Origin of the sequence: Chitinophaga caeni (assembly GCF_002557795.1) — a bacterium.
GTDB classification, from domain to species: domain Bacteria; phylum Bacteroidota; class Bacteroidia; order Chitinophagales; family Chitinophagaceae; genus Chitinophaga; species Chitinophaga caeni.
In genome coordinates, this window is record NZ_CP023777.1 from 1733457 (window position 1) to 1753262 (window position 19806).

Annotated in this window: 14 protein-coding genes and 1 pseudogene; 9 read left to right on the forward strand and 6 right to left on the reverse strand. The window is 41.5% G+C overall.

Annotation, left to right across the window (positions count from 1 at the left end; genetic code table 11):
• The first annotated feature begins 83 nt into the window (after window positions 1-83).
• From COR50_RS07275 to COR50_RS07315, 9 genes are all read left to right on the forward strand, one after another.
• Complete coding sequence (locus COR50_RS07275) at window positions 84-662, forward strand: RNA polymerase sigma factor (protein WP_157760679.1); 579 nt, start codon at window positions 84-86, stop codon at window positions 660-662.
• Window positions 663-738: 76 nt separating this feature from the next.
• A complete protein-coding gene (locus tag COR50_RS07280) occupies window positions 739-1893 on the forward strand; it encodes a FecR family protein (protein WP_098193387.1) in 1155 nt (384 codons plus the stop codon).
• Window positions 1894-2051: 158 nt separating this feature from the next.
• The gene (locus COR50_RS07285; protein WP_098193388.1) at window positions 2052-5354 is read left to right on the forward strand and encodes a SusC/RagA family TonB-linked outer membrane protein; all 3303 of its coding nucleotides are present in this window, start codon (window positions 2052-2054) and stop codon (window positions 5352-5354) included.
• A 15-nt stretch (window positions 5355-5369) separates the two neighbouring features.
• Window positions 5370-6818 carry a RagB/SusD family nutrient uptake outer membrane protein gene (locus tag COR50_RS07290; protein WP_098193389.1) on the forward strand — a complete coding sequence of 483 codons (1449 nt, stop codon included), beginning with the start codon at window positions 5370-5372 and terminating at the stop codon, window positions 6816-6818.
• A gap of 12 nt (window positions 6819-6830) precedes the next feature.
• On the forward strand, window positions 6831-7595 hold the full coding sequence (locus COR50_RS07295; RefSeq protein ID WP_098193390.1) for a hypothetical protein: 765 nt from the start codon (window positions 6831-6833) through the stop codon (window positions 7593-7595).
• 24 nt (window positions 7596-7619) lie between these two features.
• Complete coding sequence (locus COR50_RS07300; protein ID WP_098193391.1) at window positions 7620-8543, forward strand: ABC transporter ATP-binding protein; 924 nt, start codon at window positions 7620-7622, stop codon at window positions 8541-8543.
• Window positions 8544-8589: 46 nt separating this feature from the next.
• Window positions 8590-10959 (forward strand): Gldg family protein, encoded by a 2370-nt coding sequence (locus COR50_RS07305; RefSeq protein ID WP_098193392.1) that lies wholly within the window; start codon window positions 8590-8592, stop codon window positions 10957-10959.
• A gap of 3 nt (window positions 10960-10962) precedes the next feature.
• A complete protein-coding gene (locus tag COR50_RS07310; protein WP_098193393.1) occupies window positions 10963-12303 on the forward strand; it encodes a MutS-related protein in 1341 nt (446 codons plus the stop codon).
• Window positions 12300-13622: a MutS-related protein gene (locus COR50_RS07315; protein ID WP_098193394.1), complete on the forward strand. Its 1323-nt coding sequence runs from the start codon at window positions 12300-12302 to the stop codon at window positions 13620-13622. The genes COR50_RS07310 and COR50_RS07315 overlap by 4 nt, the downstream gene beginning before the upstream one ends.
• A gap of 468 nt (window positions 13623-14090) precedes the next feature.
• Here the strand turns inward: COR50_RS07315 and COR50_RS07320 are convergent, their stop codons facing one another.
• The 6 genes and pseudogenes from COR50_RS07320 to COR50_RS07345 all read right to left on the reverse strand — a co-directional run bounded on the left by COR50_RS07320 (window position 14091) and on the right by COR50_RS07345 (window position 19805).
• Window positions 14091-15140 carry a DUF2332 domain-containing protein gene (locus tag COR50_RS07320; RefSeq protein WP_098193395.1) on the reverse strand — a complete coding sequence of 350 codons (1050 nt, stop codon included), beginning with the start codon at window positions 15138-15140 and terminating at the stop codon, window positions 14091-14093.
• 199 nt (window positions 15141-15339) lie between these two features.
• Window positions 15340-15975 carry a hypothetical protein gene (locus tag COR50_RS07325; protein ID WP_098193396.1) on the reverse strand — a complete coding sequence of 212 codons (636 nt, stop codon included), beginning with the start codon at window positions 15973-15975 and terminating at the stop codon, window positions 15340-15342.
• A 25-nt stretch (window positions 15976-16000) separates the two neighbouring features.
• On the reverse strand, window positions 16001-16258 hold the full coding sequence (locus COR50_RS07330) for a DUF3375 family protein (RefSeq protein ID WP_098193397.1): 258 nt from the start codon (window positions 16256-16258) through the stop codon (window positions 16001-16003).
• Between the two features lie 257 nt (window positions 16259-16515).
• Complete coding sequence (locus COR50_RS07335) at window positions 16516-16836, reverse strand: AAA family ATPase (protein WP_098193398.1); 321 nt, start codon at window positions 16834-16836, stop codon at window positions 16516-16518.
• A 428-nt stretch (window positions 16837-17264) separates the two neighbouring features.
• Window positions 17265-17549: pseudogene (locus tag COR50_RS22725) on the reverse strand (Arm DNA-binding domain-containing protein); the annotation flags it as partial.
• A gap of 399 nt (window positions 17550-17948) precedes the next feature.
• On the reverse strand, window positions 17949-19805 hold the full coding sequence (locus COR50_RS07345) for an Eco57I restriction-modification methylase domain-containing protein (protein WP_098193400.1): 1857 nt from the start codon (window positions 19803-19805) through the stop codon (window positions 17949-17951).
• Window position 19806 lies beyond the last annotated feature (1 nt).

Genomic DNA, 19806 nt, shown 5'->3' on the forward strand with positions numbered 1-19806 from the left:
TAAAAGCATTCAGCCGAAGTATTTCCTTTCCTCCATTTTTTGTTTATTTTTGGATATCATGAATGTTCGATAAATGCATTGGATTGTCGAGTTTTAGTACATATACCGATCTACAGCTTCTTGAATCACTAAAATTCAGCGAAGAAGGCGCCTTCACGGAGATATACAACCGCTATTGGGAAAAACTATACAAATCGGCTTACAATAAATTGAACAACGGCGAAGATGCAAAGGAAATCGTGCATGACGTGCTGCTGGATATTTGGAAAAGAAGGGCCGATCTGTCTATAGAGCACCTGCCCGCTTACCTCGAAAAGGCCGTCCGGTTCAGGGTCATCAATCATATTAACAGGAAAAAAAGTACGGCGCTGATAGATTCCTTCGAATCGGTATTGCAATCTCCTTTCAAGGCCGACAGCGAAGTGAATATGAACGAATTTATCAAGCTCCTCGAAGCATGGATCGCCGTGTTGCCGGGAAAGCAGCGGGAGATATTTGTTAAATATTATTTCGATAACCTCTCCACGCAGGAAATAGCCGTAGAGATGAACTTATCCAGGAAAACGGTTCAAAACAATTTAAGCATTACTACCCAATACCTAAAGGCAAGATTTAAGCACCTTTCTATCCTATTATTATTGTTGACAAACCCACCCCACTAAATTTTTTTTAAAAAATTTCTGATTCCTTCGGGAAGAAGCTCATTCTTTTGTGACTATAGTTGTAAAGGACGATTGTATGCTTTCTGAAAAGGACAAAATATATCTAAGGCAAGTACTCGAAAGGTATGAAACCGGACGCGCAACGCCGGAAGAGATCCACTTTGTAGAAGTGTACATGGACTATTTGGATGAACTTCATAAAGATGTGGATCCCTTGCATAACTTGGGTGCGGAAGGCAAGCCGGGTATTGAACAGGAGATAAAAGAAAGGTTATTCGAAAGCATACATAATACACCTGTTCCGGTTATTAACATACACCGCAGGCCACGCTTTACTTGGCAGGCAGCGGCAGCCATTATTTTTGTCATCCTCGGCGCTGCTACCACCTGGATTTTATATAACCAGTATAATAAACATCCGTCAATTGTTGCCATGGAAGATGTTGGACCGGGAGCGGAACGCGCGGTATTGAAACTTGGCAACGGGCGCGTCATCATGTTAGATACAAGCCGTGGCAACATCGTTCAGAGCGGCGGGTTAACCGTTGCTAACGACAGCGGCATCCTAAACTATCAAGGTAAAGCCGCAGTGGCAGAATACCATACATTATCGGTGCCCAGGGGCGGTCAATACAAGTTACAATTACCGGATGGAACCGATGTTTGGTTAAATGCGGCATCGTCCATCACTTATCCCACCTTCTTCGACGGTTCCGAACGGCTCGTGAAAGTAACCGGGGAAGTATATTTTGAAGTAGCGCAAATGGCAGGGAAGCCATTCAGGGTAAAATCGCCCAACGGTAGTGATATACAGGTGCTGGGTACGCGGTTCAATATCAATTCTTATGCAGATGAACCTACGCTTAAGGCCACGCTTCTTGAAGGGGCTATAAGGTTCAATACGGCCACCGAACACCAGGTAATGAAACCTGGCCAGCAGGCAATATTAAATAAATCAGGATCGCTCGAAATTCTTTCTAATGTAAATACGGAGGCAGTCACTGCCTGGAGGAAAGGCTATTTTTATTTCGATGCCACCGACTTGCAAACGGTGATGCGGCAAATAGCCCGTTGGTACGATGTAACCGTAACTTATGAAGGGGAAGTGCCGGATATGAAATTTAGCGGGGAAATTTCAAAAAGCAATAATATATCACTCGTATTGGAAATGCTGAAAGCCAACAATATACGGTTCGAAATTAAAGGGAGAAAAATAATCGTCAAACCATAACCAACCATTAAAAAAGTAGGCTTTCCCCTACTAATTATAGCGATCGTACAGCATCGCCAGGGAGAGTATTGGCAGATATTTCGCGAACAAACTATAGTTGATCTGCCATAAATAATTAGCATAAGCATCAAAATTCAACCAAAATTAAAATTAGGCAAATGAGACTCAAACTCTTATTGTTATTTGCCGCCTGTTTACTGCATTGTTGTGAATTATTTGCACAAGAACCAACCAAAAAAATTACACTGACAGTAAAAAAACAGCGGCTTGAGAATGTATTCAAAGAAGTCAAAAAGCAAACTGGGTACACCGTTTTTTATAATGAAGGACTGGCAGACAAAATTAAGTCTATCAAGGTTTCTTTCGCGGTCAAGAATGCAGATGTAACGGATGTAATGAAGCTTTGCTTTAAAGATCACGGGCTCACCTATAAATTAATAGGCAACGCCATCATTATTTTGGAAGGTAATATACCTGCCGCACCTGGAGATACAAAAGAACAAACGGAAGAAACAAATCCCAAGTTCTCCGTTTCGGGTTTGATCCTGAACGGGCAGGGAGAAATGATGGACAACGTGAACGTTATTGTAAAACGTACCGGGAAAGGAGCTATAACCGATAAGAAGGGCGAATTCAAAATCGAAGACATTCTTCCAAATGATGTTATCAGGTGTAGCATGGTAGGTTATGCAACGGCAGAGGTACCCGTGAACGGGCAGAATATGATTTATGTTACGATGGCTGTAGCTACCAACACGCTCGATCAAGTGGTGCTCCAGGGATACGGTAAAACCAGCCAAAGATTCGCCACCGGGAATATTACCAGGATAACTGCAAAAGAAATAGAAGATCAACCCGTAAGTAACCCTTTGCTCGCATTGCAGGGTAGGGTGCCGGGGTTGGTAATCACCCAAACAAACGGTTATGCCAGCGCCCCGGTAAACGTGGCGATAAGGGGCGTGAGTTCTTTAAATTTGAATACGGAGCCTTTATACATTATCGATGGTGTCCCGGTAAGTGTAACCGGGCAGCAAGGAATATTGTACGGAAATAGTTTTACAGGCGGCCTGAGTCCATTATTCAATATTAACCCCAAGGATATTGAGAGCATCGATGTGCTCAAGGATGCAGATGCTACCGCCATTTACGGATCGAGGGGAACTAACGGCGTGGTACTGATCACCACTAAAAAGGGTGTTCCCAATGCAACAACTTTTAATCTCAATGTAACGCAGGGCATACAAAAGATCACCCGCTATTGGGATATGTTGAATACGCAGCAATACCTGCAAATGCGCCGCGAAGCTTTTAAAAATGATGGCATTACCCCCACTGCTGCTAATGCTCCCGATTTATTGGCTTGGGATCAGGATCGCTATACAAACTGGCAAAAGGAACTTTGGGGCGGTACGGGCCTGAATACGGCTATTTCGGCGGGCTTATCCGGTGGCAATAGACAAACAACATTCCGCATCAATGGCGGTTATTCCAGGGTGACGGATATTACCGTGGTTTCCGGGGCAAGCCAACGCGGAACAATGGCGTTGGGATTATCGCATACCACGAAGGATTACCGTTTTTCAACGGATCTGTCTGTCAACTTTGCCAACAGTTTGGTGGATGTAGTGAATGGTTCGGGAAATCCAAGGTTGGCGCCGAACAGCCCTGCCATATTTGATAAAGATGGTAACCTGAATTGGAATGAATGGAATGCCGGTGGCGGCCCGGATGTGTTTCCCTTCGGCACTTTGAAACAATCGAACCCGCAAAGAACCAATGCGCTCACTTCCAGCCTGCGCTTGAGTTACAAACCGTTTAAAGGGTTTTCCTTTAATACCCTTTTCGGCTATACTTATACTCAAAACGCTAACGATTTTTTTAACCCGATAACATCGCAAAATCCAAATAAGAACCCGGTTGGTTATGCAAGCTTTAATACCAATAGGGTGAGTGGGTGGAATATTGAACCGCAGGCCGATTACCATTTCCTATTGGGAGAAGCTTCCGTAGATGTGCTGCTGGGCGCTACCCTAACCTCTTCCTCCGGTGTTGCTACCTCGGTAGTAGGGCGGGGATATACAGATGATAACTTGTTGTATTCCATTGTAAATGCCCCGGTCATAGAACGTCCGACGGATGCATACTTTTATTCAAAGTATTTAGGCGCTTTTGCCCGCATCAGCTATAATCTTAAGAATAGGTACGTGATTAATTTAAACGGCCGTAGGGATGGTAGTTCTAATTTCGGACCGGGCAGGCAGTTCGGGAACTTTGGTTCCATCGGTGTAGCTTGGATCGCATCGGAAGAAGAGTGGATGGATAAAATTTTGCCGTCATTTATCAGCAATGTTAAATTCAGGGGTAGCTACGGAACTACCGGGAATACGGGCGGAAGCACCTATCAATACCTGTCGTTATGGGGTTCTTCGGCTTCACCTTCACAACCTTATCCGCTGTATGACGGGATGGTGCCTTATATCCCGCAAAATCCGCCTAACCAAAACTATTACTGGGAACAAAATAAGAAAGTAGAGGGAGCTATAGAGATCGGTTTGCTGGAGAATACTATTACCTTATCAGTCTCCCATTACCGCAACCGTACCGGCAACCAGATCACGGGCTACCCGCTTCCGCAATTTACAGGCTTCAATTCTATCATCACCAACCTGCCTGCCACCATACAGAATAGCGGATGGGAAGGCTTAGTGAATGCGCAATTGTTGCGGAAGAAAGATATGACTTGGTCTGTTTCCTTTAACATTAGTACCAATAAGAATCTGCTCGTATCTTTTCCGGATCTTGAAACCTCTCCATACGCCAGTAGGTATAAAGTAGGGTATCCGCTTACTACGCGTTACGTATTTCACTACCTGGGTGTAAATCCGCTAACGGGGAGCTTCGCTATCGAGGACCATGACAAAAACGGCGATATTGGTGCCGCCGCCGGGGCGTTCAATCCCGACTCATACATAAGTCTTGACGCTGCTCCGCAATATTATGGAGGAATCAGCTCCATGTACAGGTATAAACAATTTAGCCTTGGCCTCCAATTTAACTTCACGAAACAGATGGGGGAGAATGCGCTTTACACGTCGGGCAGCTTCGGGAGTTTCAACAATAACATAGCAGTGGAAGTTTACAAGAAAAATTGGAAAAAGCCCGGAGATATTACGCCTTATCCAGCATTTTCAACTTCGTTTAACCAAAGGGATAATCTTTTTTCAATGTCTGACGGAGCTTATACGGATGCTTCTTACATACGGCTCAGCAACTTATCGCTTACTTATAACCTGCCGGGTACTTGGTTGAGCAAGCTGAAGATGAAAAATTGTTCCATCGGACTGAATGCGCAAAATATTTTTACGATTACGGGCTACAAAGGGCTTGACCCGGAGACGCGGAATTTTGGCGGTATGCCACCTGCCAAAATCTATGTCTTACACCTGCAATTAAGTATCTAACTCAAAAATTCATTTATGAAACGGATTTTTCTTTTACTAATGCTGCTGCCCTTCATCTCCTGCAAGAAATTATTGGAGGTACCCCCTCCCAAAGAAAAGGTTACTGCCGAGCAGGTCTTCAGTACCGATATCCAAGCTAATTCCGCTATGATCGGAGTATATGTAAGTATGATCGGCATAAATGAAGGGACTTCTAATTTCGCGAATGGGCTTGTTTCCTGGGTTAGCGCCCTTTCTTCTGACGAGCTAGTTTCTCCCTACTTAGGATTTATTATTACGCATGCAGCTATTAATATGAATAAATTAACCGGTGAGAGCATTGCCGAATTGGATAATATTTGGACAAGCTTGTATGCTACCATCAATGGAACCAACGCGGTGATTGACGGGATTGCTCAATCTTCTTCTTCCCGGCTTACCGCTGGCATGCGCAAACAACTTACAGCGGAAGCAAAATGCATAAGGGCTTTCTGTTACTTCTACCTGGTTAATTTGTACGGGGATGTTCCGCTGGTATTGGTATCCGATCCGCTTAAAGTAGCGGGTATGTCCCGCACCCCGGTTGAAGAAGTGTATAAACAAATCATCCAGGATTTGAAGGATGCCCGATCGGATTTGCCTACGGATTATTCCGTAAGCAATGAAAAGCGGATACGTGTCAATGCATTTGCAGCGAGCGCATTGTTGGCAAGGGTGTACTTGTACCTAGAAGATTATGAAAATGCCGCCGCGGAAGCTACCAAGGTAATTGATAACACGAATCTCTTTGGCTTGGAAGATGATTTAAACGATGTTTTTTTAACAGACAGTAAAGAAGCCATTTGGCAATTGAATCAAAATGTCAATGACGGCCTTGCAGGGAATGCTACCTTGGAAGGTTACAATTTATTACCGTATGGTTATTCGGGCGCATCTGCTTATCTCTCTGAGCAGTTATTAGCTGCTTTTGAACCGGACGATAACAGGAAAGTTAAGTGGACGGATAGCATCTTCTTTTATCCTATAGGCTCGCCTGTCGGGCAATATTATTATTATCCATACAAATATAAGGTAGGACCGGAAAACCGTGTGATTGGCGGCGCCGCCACGGAGTATTACATGTTACTCAGGCTTGCGGAGCAGTACTTGATACGCGCTGAAGCTAAAGCCCATGGCGCCCCGGGAGGGCCACAGGGAGCAATTGCAGATTTAAATGTTATCAGGAAACGGGCCATGTTACCTGTCTTACCGGATACTTTATCGGGTAATGCGCTGCTGGATGCCGTAGCCAAGGAATGGCAAATGGAAATGTTCACCGAATGGGGGCACAGGTGGCTCAACCTCAAGAGGACCGGGAAGGCTAGGGAAGTACTTTCGGCTATCCCGATAAAGCAACCCTGGGAAGGAGATTACCAGTTATTATACCCAATTCCACAAGAGAGCATTCTCAACGGATCAGGCATAAAACAAAACGTTGGCTATTAAAAAAATAACCGTATGAAAAAGATAGAAAGATGGTCACTTGTATGCTTTTCCCTATTGGGGTTTATAGCCTTGCTGAGTTCTTGTACTAAAGAGCCTGCACTTGAGGGAGCCGTTTCGCTTACTATTGTAAATGCTTCTACAAGTTCATTCATCGTCAATTTTAATGAACAGGATACGATCATTTATGCCAGTGGGGGCGCTTATCAAGTTGTTCAAAAGGATAATTCCTTGGAATATATTCTTAAAAGCGATTACCAAATTGTGAATGCACACGAGATAATATCCACTGATCCCCTGGATACATGGAATGAGGAAGCTATGCTGAAAGTAAATTTTTCAATGCCGAGCGGGGCAATTGCGAGCCTCTTTGTATTAGGAGCAGCTACCGATCCGGATACGCTCTTTGTAAGGGACATGCCTTTACACTTTCAAATAGCAGATAGTAGTATGGGTATCAGGTTTGTAAACCTGTCTGATGCAAAGACAAATATTAGCATCAACCTAGCGGGGCAGGCTAATGGAAGCGAGGTCGGCAGCCTCGCGTTTAAAGGGATCACAGCATTTAATGCTTACCCGGCGGATGCTTCCGTTCAACAATATGTTTTTGAATTTCGCGATGCATCGAGTGGAGATCTGTTAACTACTGCTACCATTAATGCTCCCGGCTCAACAGGTGCTACTAATTCGTGGAGATATAGAAATTTCACTTTAGTATTTAAGGGAGCGCCGGGCTCTGCAACTACACCGCCTACAGCTTTTATTGTCAAAAACTATTGATCAAACTAATCTAAAAGAGCAGAAATGACTAGTATATTAAAAACCGAAGGATTGTCTCATAAATACTCTAATACCTGGGCTATACGGGATATCAATATAGAGATAGGACAAACCGGTATCACGGGATTGCTCGGTTCAAATGGAGCCGGAAAATCTACCATGATGAACATTATATGCGGGGTTCTCCATCAACTGGAAGGCAGCGTGTATATAAACGGGGTAAACTTGAACCAGGAGCCAGAAACCGCGAAAAAATATATCGGCTTCCTACCGCAAACACCACCGCTTTACAGCGATTTAACGATCGATGAATACCTTTCTTACTGCGCCGAGTTGCGATTTATGAATAAGGGTAGCATTAAGCAGGCCGTGGAAGAAGTAAAAGAACGTTGCGGGATATCGCATTTCAGTAGCCGGTTGATAAAAAATCTTTCCGGTGGATACCGCCAGCGCGTGGGTATTGCCCAAGCCATTATCCATAAACCCAAACTCGTGGTACTGGATGAACCTACCAATGGCCTCGATCCTAATCAATTGTTGGAAGCAAGGAAACTGATCAAGGAAATAGCGCAAGACCATGCCGTGCTTTTATCCTCGCATATCCTTTCGGAGATCAACCTGCTTTGTAAAGATATCATCATGATAGAATCCGGGAAGATCATTTTTTCTGATACGATGGATGCGTTCGATAACTACATGCAGCCACAGCGGGTTATCCTGAAGCTGGAAAATCCGCCGATGAAAGAGGAGATACTGAAGATCCCCGGCGTTACCGGGGTCACGTCTTTGAATAGCAAAGAGCTGGCAATTGAATTTGACGGCGACCTTGAAATATCTGAAAGATTGGTGGCCTCAAGTGTTGCAAACAATTGGCGGCTCAGGGAGCTTAGAGTTGAAAAAAGATTACTGGATGATACATTCAAACTTCTTTCTGCTACCAACTCCTAAAGAATAACGCACCTAAATACTTTTTCAAAAATCCAAACCATTATAAATGAATATCATCTTCAAGATAGCAAGGAATGAATTTCGTAACCTTTTCTATTCCCCGGTCGCCTGGTTTTTAATGATCGTATTTTTAGTGCAATGCTCGATAGTCTTCACCGGCTTACTGTATCCTATTGCACATTTTCAGGATATACGCATTGAGAACGATCCCAACTTTAGGAATTGGGGTGATTTAAACTCATTCACACGCATATTTTTCACCGATCCCGGCGCTTTATTTACGCACATATTGAGGAATTTATACCTGTTTGTTCCGTTACTGACCATGGGGCTCATCAGCAGGGAAATTAACAATGGTACGGTTAAACTATTGTATTCTTCCCCTGTAACTGTAAGGCAAATCGTTTTTGGTAAGTACTTGGCAGTTGTATTATATAATTTGATGCTGCTGGGTATTATGGTTGTTTTCATGATAGTTGCGGCCTTGGTTACCAACTCGATCGAATACGGGATACTGGCATCTGCCGCGCTCGGGTTTTTCCTGCTGATCTGCGCCTACTCTGCTATAGGTCTCTTTATGAGTAGCCTCTCCAATTACCAGATCGTATCTGTTATCAGCACCTTTACAATTATTTTGATACTTACCTATATCAACGGGCTATGGCAGAAATATGATTTTATTCGCGACCTCACCTGGTTCCTTTCCATGTTGGGACGTACAGATAAGATGCTAGTGGGATTACTGACCACGAAAGATGTGATTTACTTCTTAGTAGTCATATTCATGTTCGTGAGTTTTACATTGATCAAGTTGGAGTCGGGAAGGTCATCAAGACCATGGTATAAGAATGCGGCGGCCTATATAACGGTGGCTGCTATCGGTTTGGCCATTGGTTATGCAAGCTCACGCCCGCGTTTTACTGGCTATTGGGACACCACGTCTACTGGCGCTAATACGATACATCCGAGAGTGCAAAAAATCATTAAAGATTTAGGTAAAGAAGAGCCGCTGGAAGTAACCTTATACGTGAACCTTATGGATCCCGGCGCTCCAAGAGCATTCCCTGAAAACCGGAATGCGTATCTCGATTATTTATGGGAAAAGTATGTTCGTTTTAAACCCAATATTACATTTAAATACAAATATTATTACGATTACGAGGAAGCGATCATGGGGCCGGAGCTATACCGCAGGTTTCCCAACAAGAGTGTTCAACAGATCGCTGAAAAATTAGCAGATCTATACGAAATTCCGTTATCCGATTTTATGACACCGGAAGAAATGAAAAAGGAACTGAATTTGAGACCTGAAAACCTGAAGTGTGTCATGCAACTCGAATACAAGGGGCGCAAGGTATTTCTACGCACCTTCCCTGATACGGAGTTTTGGCCCAATGATATGAACGTTGCCGCGGCGTTAAAATACTTGGTACGGAAAGAGGCGCCGAAAGTAGTATTCATAACCGGGAACCTGGAAAGATCCGCCTTTAAATCCGGTGAAAGGGAATACGGGGGAAATACGGCAGAAAAAGGCAATAGGAATTCGTTGATCAATCTAGGCTTTACCATCGATTCTGTTTCACTTGAAAGTAATGACATTCCAAAGGATGCGGCCATGGTAGTACTTGCCGATCCGAAAGTGGAATTAAGTCCCGTTGTAACTACTAAAATTAAAGATTATATCAACGGGGGAGGAAACATGTTCATACTGGGTGAACCTAAGAAGCAAGGCGTACTCAACCCTGTTTTAAAATCGCTCGGGGTAGCGCTAATGCCCGGCAATATAGTGCAGTTAAGCAAAAATGAGATGCCGAATATGGTCATCCCTTACTTAACCGATGCCGGTAATGAATTATCAGATGATAATTTACTGCATAAAGTCAGGAGGATGAGGGAACAGAAAAAGAACGACCCGGGGCTAGAATTCTTCGGAGCAGATACGGCTGCTGTACTGATGCCGGGTGTTACAGGTATTTCTTATGTCTCCGACAGCGCTTTCAAAATTGCGCCTTTAACAGTAACCTGGGATAGGACCTGGTTAAAGATGGGGCCACTGGTGGTAGATTCTGTGCCGCCTGTATTTAACCCGGCTGAAGGTGATGTAAAAGGCGGCTTCCCGACCTCTATACAACTTACCCGGCAGATAAACGGGAAAGAACAACGTATTATCGTTTGTGGGGATGCAGATTTTGGAAGTAACCTTAGAAGTTACCAGTCCTATTTTTCGATCTCCGCATTTAGCTGGCTGAATGAAAACGATTATCCAGTTTATACCCCTGTAAGCCCATTCACCGACAACCTGTTGTTGATCGGGGGGAAAGTTGCGGCTACCATCAAGATCATCTTCGTGTGGGTATTACCGGCAATCTTATTGTTGATAGGAACTGTATTGCTCATCAGGAGAAAAAGAAAATAGATTATGACAGATCATGCATTGCATACCGATGAACAAACCATAAACGATCTCAGGATTTTGGGTAAACAAGACGGCAGGAGCGTTTATGAAATCTATAACCGGGCGCACACCCGGGGAGGAGAATCGTTGCTAGAGAAAATGTTCTGTAACCCGTTGTCGGATAAAGAAGCAATTAACCGGCGCAGCAGCATTATAGAAAATTTTGCCCGGTTAAATATTTCTTTCCCGTTTACTAGCTCATTGCTGGATGTTGTGGAGAAATACTTGCTAACAGCTACGGATGTCCGCAGTACAGGCAATAGCCCGTTTTCTCTTGGGGAAAAGGAAATTCAGAGCGGTGTATCAGGCATCATTGAGCTTACCAGGGCCATGAAGCAATTTGTAGATAATGGTGATCTCTGGAAAATAGAGGCATATGCCGATGAGTATAATGCCATACTCAATTTCCTCTCGGATCCGGCTTTTGAACCGGTGCTCAGGGAACAGCGGAAAGGCCATCTTCCTTATGCGGCCATCACGGCTTACGACACGTTGTTCAGGAATAGCGAAAGTAATAAGATACTGAAGCTTTTGGCAAGCATCTACTTATTAGATGTGTACATCTCCGTTGCCCGGACAGCTATTGAGAGAGGATTTGTATTCCCCCGTGCGCAAGAGAAAGGGTTGTGCCTGCTGAAGCTAGAAGGAGTCTACTATCCCGGCTTGGAGCATCCGGTAAAAAATAATATTTCGATCGATTCCTCTTCGAATGTCATCTTTTTGACCGGCGCCAACATGGCGGGCAAATCCACATTTCTCCGCGCCATTAGCACGGCCTTGTACGTGGCGCACCTGGGTTTCCCGGTAGCGGCTGATTCAATGGAGTTTTCCGTAATGGACGGTGTTTTCACAACCATCAACCTGCCGGATAACCTGGGTATCGGGGCGAGTCATTTTTATGCGGAAGTGCTAAGGGTGAAGAAGATGGCTACAGCATTAAGCAGCGGGAAATCTTTTTTCATCTTGTTTGATGAATTGTTTCGCGGTACGAATGTAAAGGATGCTCAAGAAGCCACCGTAGCAGTCATTAACGGGTTTGCCACGAATAAGAACAGTATATTTTTTATATCCTCCCACATCGTGGAGGCAGGCGAATCGTTACAGCAGCTTGCAAATGTTTCTTTCTTGTATTTACCTACTAGGATGAGCGGCCATCAGCCTACATACACTTACAAGCTCGAACAAGGCATTACAGACGACAGGCACGGCATGGTCATCATACGCAATGAAGGAATCCTGGAGATACTGAAAAAGGGGAAGAAAGCAGAACCATTTGATAAAATGACAAACCGGATCAACATATGAGTTTTAATATAGACAAACAAACGCTTGATGAGTTGAACCTACTGGGTAAATTCCGGCAGGGATCCGTATATCACTTGTTTAACCGCACCAAGACGCGCGGGGGAGAACAGTTGCTCGACCGGATGTTCCGTAACCCGCTTAATAACCACGGGGAGATCAACGATCGTAGCAAAATCATACAATATTTCCAACAATTATCGCTCAGCTTCCCCTTCGATGCGCAACAGGTAACCTTGATGCATGAGTATTTCGATACCAGCGGCAACAGCAATCCCGCGTTGACATTCGCCGGTATGCTGGCGAAAAAATACTTGGCCATGCTTACGAGGGATGAACGTTACAAGGAAATTATCCAGCGCATGCATGCTACGATTCTTACCTTGAATAAATGTACTGTCCTAGTAAAGCAACTTCATAATATACCGGGGGCTTATGCTCCCAACGTTGAACTTATCCGGGAAATACTTAAGGACGAACAGGTAGAAAGATTGTCTGACATCGATATTTACCAATCCATCCCGATTAAAACCTTGTCGCATTTCGATCACCAGTTACGGAACAGGCTACGGAAGAAAATGGAGGCCGTATTGGCTTTTATTTATGAAATAGACGTTTACATATCCGTCAGTAGCGTTGCCGCGGCGAAAGGCTTAGGTTATGCTGTGGCGCTGCCGGGCGAGGCCAACGTGCTATCTGCCGAAAACTTACGTCATCCATGCTTGGATCGTGCGGTAGGTAATGACATCAGGATGCAAAAGGATTCCAACATGTTGTTTCTAACGGGCGCTAATATGGCCGGAAAATCGACCTTGATGAAATCTATCGGGATCGGGTTTTACCTTGCCCATATGGGTTTCCCGGTGGCAGCATCCAAAATGGAGTTTTCGGTGAGGGAGGGTTTATATTCATCTATTAACGTAGCTGATAATATCGGTTTGGGGTATAGTCATTTTTATGCAGAAGTAGTGCGTGTAAAACAGGCAGCATTGGCAACAGCAAGTGGCAAAAGATTGTTATTGATGTTTGATGAATTATTCAAAGGTACCAATGTAAAAGATGCATATGACGGTACCTTGAGCGTAGTGGAAGGGTTTGCGGCTTATACGGAGTGCCTGTTTATCGTTTCCACGCATATCATAGAAGTGGGCGAGCCGTTGAAAGAGTATGATAATATCCGCTTTGCCTATATGCCAACCATCATGGAGGGAAATTATCCCCGGTACACGTATAAATTGAAGCAGGGTATTACCGAAGACCGGCAGGGAATGATGATTATCAGGAACGAAGGAATATTGGAATTATTGAATCGGAAGGTTTGAGCTTAGTTGGTTGGTTGCTCCGATGGAGTGACTAGGCTGTTTGGTTTATAATTAATAGGGGAGCTGTTTCATCAAGAAGCGGCTCCTTTATTTTTTAGTTGTCAAGGAGAAAAGCTTATAATATTAGATTGATAAAAACATTATTGTCCGACTAAATTTTAATCGTGTGGACTATTGATACATCAATATTTTGATTCAATGTTCATCTGCTCGTTTCTTGTACTTTTTTGCTTGCCCAAAAAAGGCACAAATTGGCCATCACGGCCGCCAATTTGATCGCTCGATCGAGCTTTTGTACTACTGTACCGCCAAGCTTCCGTTCCCTATTAAAAGTGTGAAGTTCCACGGTTCTCTTGGCAGAGCTGAATAGATCATCCTTCGCTTATATCCTTGACCAAGTAAGAAATTCAAGTACATTGATATTAATTTTAGCCGGACAACAATGATAAAAAAATAAAAATTTCGTTTTTATTCTACATCTTTCCAAGTCGTCCAATTTCCGTGTCCATTTGTTTCGGCCAACATGGTTTTAGTTTCATGCCTATCCTTGAATTTTGTTAACTCGATTACAGTTTTGTTTGAACGATATCTTTCCAAGAGAAGTTTTATCCCTTCTACCGACAGAAAATAAAAGTCCCGTACTTCACCAACGCGACACAACATTGCATAAAATGCATTCATCTGTTCATGTGTAAATTGATAGAGTACATGTGTGGCATATACAATCAAAGCCTGCTTCTTATCTACATTGAGAATTTCCCTTTCAAAATCCATAACTGATTCTGCCTGGCGGAAGTTTATATTTTTCAGCTCATCGAGTTTTAGCGCTTGATCTAACGCAGTAAATCTTTCTAGTTGATCCGGCCATACCAAGGCCTTCAGCCACAAGGTTTCATCCTTGTCCGATGGGTTAACGAGATGCTGATCCAATCCGATTTTTCGGATGGGTTGCGTAATGGGGTAAATCTTCGGAACGGGTGAACCTATGGTACTGCTTTTAATATGCACATTACTATCACCGAAAACTTTTATACCGTTATACCAATACTCGTATTTATCAAAGTTGAGCGTCAACCCGGCACTTGTTCCAATATCAATGATGGTTGTTGGTCTTCCTTCACTGGCAATTATTTCGGAAAAGATGGGCATTAAATACGAACAGCGGCTGATCACATTGGTCTGGACAATCCTGGAAGAGACCAGTTTCCTAATTTCATTTGCTTTATCCAGGCAAAACTCTTTGAAAAGATCAAACGGTATCTCATCAATATCATTCTGTGTAATGGAAGGGTAGTATTTAGCTAATTCCGCGCCCCCGGTTTTTAACAACAGGTAATGGACGGCAGCAAAAAAGATGTTTGGAATTGGTTGACCCTGCCTGGCCGCCGCCGCTATATCCAACAGTTCCGGATCTTTCGCTATTTGCAGGCTAAGTTTATAATAAAGGGTCGAATTACCTTTGCATTCGGTTTCAGCAAAGTTTATAAATCGCTGTTTATGTATTTCCTGGTCTTTCAATTTTACGTGAACTTTAAAATGTAACTTAAGTTACATCTAAATATACGCATTATTCAGCTTGTTAAAGCATGTACCCGTGCACACAAGGAGTCCAACATAAACTCGGCACAGTGACCGAATATCGCCACGATCCAAAGTTTTTTCGTAATGTCTGAAAAGAAGAATACAACTGCTGAAATGTTAGACAAACGGAAGTTAATCATTTCATTACCTGTACATGTTCCAATGTATCCAAACCATCCATGAATAGTTCATATAACGAATATTGTCCAGAAAAATCGCCTATATCGCCCACCAGGGGGAAAGCGCCTTCTATTTTTACCCTGCATAACGTGTAATGATCGATGCAAGAGTAGTTCGGGAATAAATTTTCTAGGGATTTTTTACAGGTATCCACAATATCCCTATGTTTTTCAGTTCCGTTATTGCATTCCAAATAGAAAAAGGAAGCAATCCTGGAAGAGCGATTCCCTGATTTTATCACGGTATCCTGGTAATGTAACGTGTAATACGGAACCAATAAAGAAAGCAACACTACGAAATTTCTTTCTACTTTCAGCCCATCCAGTTCCTGTCCATCCAATTTAAAAAGCATCTTCAGGCTAGGGTACTGGATGTGGGAAAAATCCATGACTGATTCCCCGTACATCTGTTTCATAGATTCGATCCATTCCGTCCAGGCATTCCTTTCACCGGATACCAGGCCGTTAACTTTCCTTTCAATAATAGCCATTGCCTCCGCGTAACCCGGGAATTGATTCCTGTACCCAGGTAACCCTACCGGGAAGTATTCGGCATATGCCTTGAGCAGTGCAAATATTTTAGATTGATCCACATCTAGAAATTTTATTTAATAAAATTTACCTACAATATTCAGCATACTTTTCATTTACTGTTATAGTTGGGAAACCATTAGTATAGTCATCGATACCCTGACGTTGCAATCCATAAATGTAATCTCCTAATAGACTTTGCAATTCACTTTGCATATACGAAATCTTGTCTTGCTGCTTGAATGCCAAATGAAAGAAAGCAACTAGCAGTGGAAAATGCTCTGCCCGTAGCAGCTGAAGAGTCTTGTCATTTTTATAAAAAGATAAGGCTTTTTCGTAGTTCATGAGATGTTCAATTTTATTAACTCTTCCTGCAATACCCACACGGTTCGTTGGGGATTTTTATTTTTCTTGTCATTTCGTTACAACATTTGTTAGGTTCATATGCTATAGAATTTCCTGAAATTCGTTCTAATGTTGTGCAAGGATCGTTTAAATATATGTGGTTATTTGCCAATACGATTGTGCAATATTTTTTATTTCAATCTATATACATATTTTTAATTGTTATTTAACTCACCTTTTAATGGCGCAACACGTTATTAATAATAAAAAACAGTCTCAAAAAAAGAGGGTGATTTTTCCGCATCAGTATTGAGTAAGAACGGAACAATATCCACTTCATCCGTAGATGATTGTTCAAATGACCGTAAAGCCAGGCGTCTCATGGTTGACATAGCCTTGATGAAATTGCTTTTGCCGCTGGCATTTGCACCGTAAATCATGGTGCCCTTTAGCAAATCCAACCGATCAGTGGAGGTAATATTTGTGTTAACATGCTCCTTAATCGAGGTTGCTGCCAGGCTAAGGGTTGTTATTGCTTTGAATGAAAGATAATTGCCAACTGAAAATTCGAGTAACATACTATTACCTTTATGTGGAATATTCTCAAAATACAAATAAATTTAAGAGCATAAAAGTCTGAGAATTTTTACCATTTTTAACATAGTCCTTATTTTGTATTGTTCGGTATCACTCGGTATCACATCATAATGGGAGGGCGTCTATTGATCGTATGTTTCAACTTTTCGCTATTTTATTGCTGCTTCAATTGTGTCGACGCTATTTACCCAATCTCCCTAAACTGAATAATCTCCATACCTATCCGGTAATATCCGGAAAACGACTAATTGGAATTAATTCTGTAAAGGCATTCATCATGACAACATTAATATATTTCCTGCAATAGGCTGCTGCTTGTCAATACATCTACCTTTTAAGTTCAACAAATCTCATATCAATCCAATATAGCCTAAGGTCTCGTCCGCAATTAGGGATTATATTGACCCTTTTAACAGATGTAGAATTCCATGATCATTTTCTTTTCTTTGGATCTCCCGGTAATGCTTTCGATTAATTTTTTAGAAGTGATTTCCACGCCTTCGGAGTTTAATTTGATCCAACATAACAATACCTTCTGTGCAATAAAATCAAGGTACGCTCGGAGTGATTTTGCATCCTGCCTATTGTCCGTCACAGTTCCATTCTTTTGGCTCCAACATTTTATGGACCACTTTTTCTTTGTTGAAAACTCTCTTGGAATGCCATCAACGGTGATCCTATAATAAACCGTTCTCTCATCCTTTTTTCCATTCTTTAGGAAAAAAGGAGTGCATAATTGTAATTTGTCTTAATCACGACGATTAGTAGTTAAACAAATGTCGGGTTACGGACTTTCAAAATCAAGAGGTAAGTTATTGTAGCAGGTTTGTTTTCAGTAATATACGACTGTAATCGTGGCAATTTTTTTCGCAGGGAGCGTTGCCACGATTCTGCCACGGTAAAAACAAGCAATTATGAAAATTTTGAAATTTCCATAATTGAAAAAGCCCTGTAAATACTCGTACTTACAGGGCTTTTAAGGCTATCTGAATCTTTCAATGCGGGCTGACAGGGATTACAGTCGAACACCTGATACCACTTTTGATGTTTTTTGACAGTCTTAAATAAAGATTTTTTTAAAAAGTAAATTCGATTATGTAATCAATTCTTCACTTAATTGTACTTTATAGTAATCCTCCAAGAAGGCATCTATAATATTTTGATTAGCTTCGTTGAGGATAAAATCAATATCCTCTTCGGAAAAGTCAGGAATGCCAAAATTTTTAATATATGTACCATTTAAAGAATAATAATCTGAGGAATAGGGCTTACTTGTTGTTTTGATATAATACCAAAATAATCGAGATTCCATAATCTTTTTTATTAACAGCATCTCATCATCCGTATGTCCTATAATTGCTTGACCATTGTAAAACAACAAATCATCATCGTTACTGATTAAGTAGCTTGGGATTTTATCTGAAAATTTTGGAAAAAACAATTTATTAGCAACCTTTTCCAAAGATTGGGTTCTTCCAAAAGCAAACCATTTTTCATATTTACCATTGCCTTTATCTCGTTTAGCCAATTCTTCTTTTTTCTTCTTTAGATACTTATAAGCATAAGGAAATTTTTCTTTCAAAACTTCTTCCTCAAGAGCCTTAGGCTTTGTTTCATCATTATATGGAAACAAAACCTTTTCTTTTACCTCTTCAAAATCAATATCTCTACTCAATTTATTTGAGTTTAATATATCTTTACAAATACCCTTTTCTATCGGGTACAAACTCCCATTTTGGAGATAATAAAACTCATCATCTTCCTTTACTGGCTTGAAAATATAAAGGTCATTCCTTAGAGTCGCAATCCCATGTCTTGTTCTATATTTTTCTCCAAAAGGAGTTCCTGTTGCTTCAATTTTGGAAATGATTTTATTGTCATTAAGATTCCAACCTTTTCTTGCATCAAGATTTTGATAATTGATTCTACTATATTGATTTCTATTCGTAGGCAATTCCTTGTCAGCCGATTTATAATATTCGATATAATTCTGTTCTGTTCTCTCCAAAAAACAAATACAGGTATAAGTACTTTTAGATTTGAAAATCTGAAGTGTTCCAAAATCAATAATTCTTATTGTAGCTCTATTTTCTTCAAAATAGTTCCTTAACGCTCGTCCATTTAGGCTTTTGAAAAAAGTATTCATAGTTATAAAACCAAGAATACCATTCTCTGAAAGATTTTCATACCCAATCTGAAAGAAAGGAATGTAAAGGTCGGGATTTCCAGAGGTGCATACAGACCAATGTCTTAAATTCTCTTTTACTGTATCTTCTAAGTTTCTCGCACACACATAGGGGGGATTTCCAACTATAATTTGAAAACCTCCAAAATTCTCATAATAATCTTCCCATCTAAACAGCAAAGCATCTCCCTTATGTATATTAAAATGAAACTCTTCTGTATCTTCTCCTTCTGATAGCGCTAATAGGCTTAACAAGAGTTTACTGCGTGTAACCGAGTATTCTTGTATATCTAATCCGAAAATTTGATTTTGAAATATATGTTGGTAGCTATTGCCCGTTCTTCTTCGTAATTCTTGGGAAGCTGTGTACAAGAAGCCTGAACAGCCACACGCAATATCAGCAATTTTAACAGTTTGAAGTGTATTCGCTTTGCTACGAAATGCCTGAGCCACAATATAACTCCTTATTTCTGCAGGGGTATATATTGCACCATTTACTATTCTGTCCGAAGGAGAAATAACAAATTCAAATAGTTCAATTAAATCCTCAATAACAAACTTATCTCTTATTCCATTTATTACTTCTATAAATCCTATTAAGTCTTCGAAATCCGAATCGCTTTCACGAATACAATAGTTTAATAATAGTTTATTATTGATTACCTCTATTTTATTTATGTATAGAAATGCTGAAATAATAAGCCTGTCCACAAACCAAGGTTTTGCAGGACACTTTTGACTTAAATATTTTGTTGCGTTTTTCATT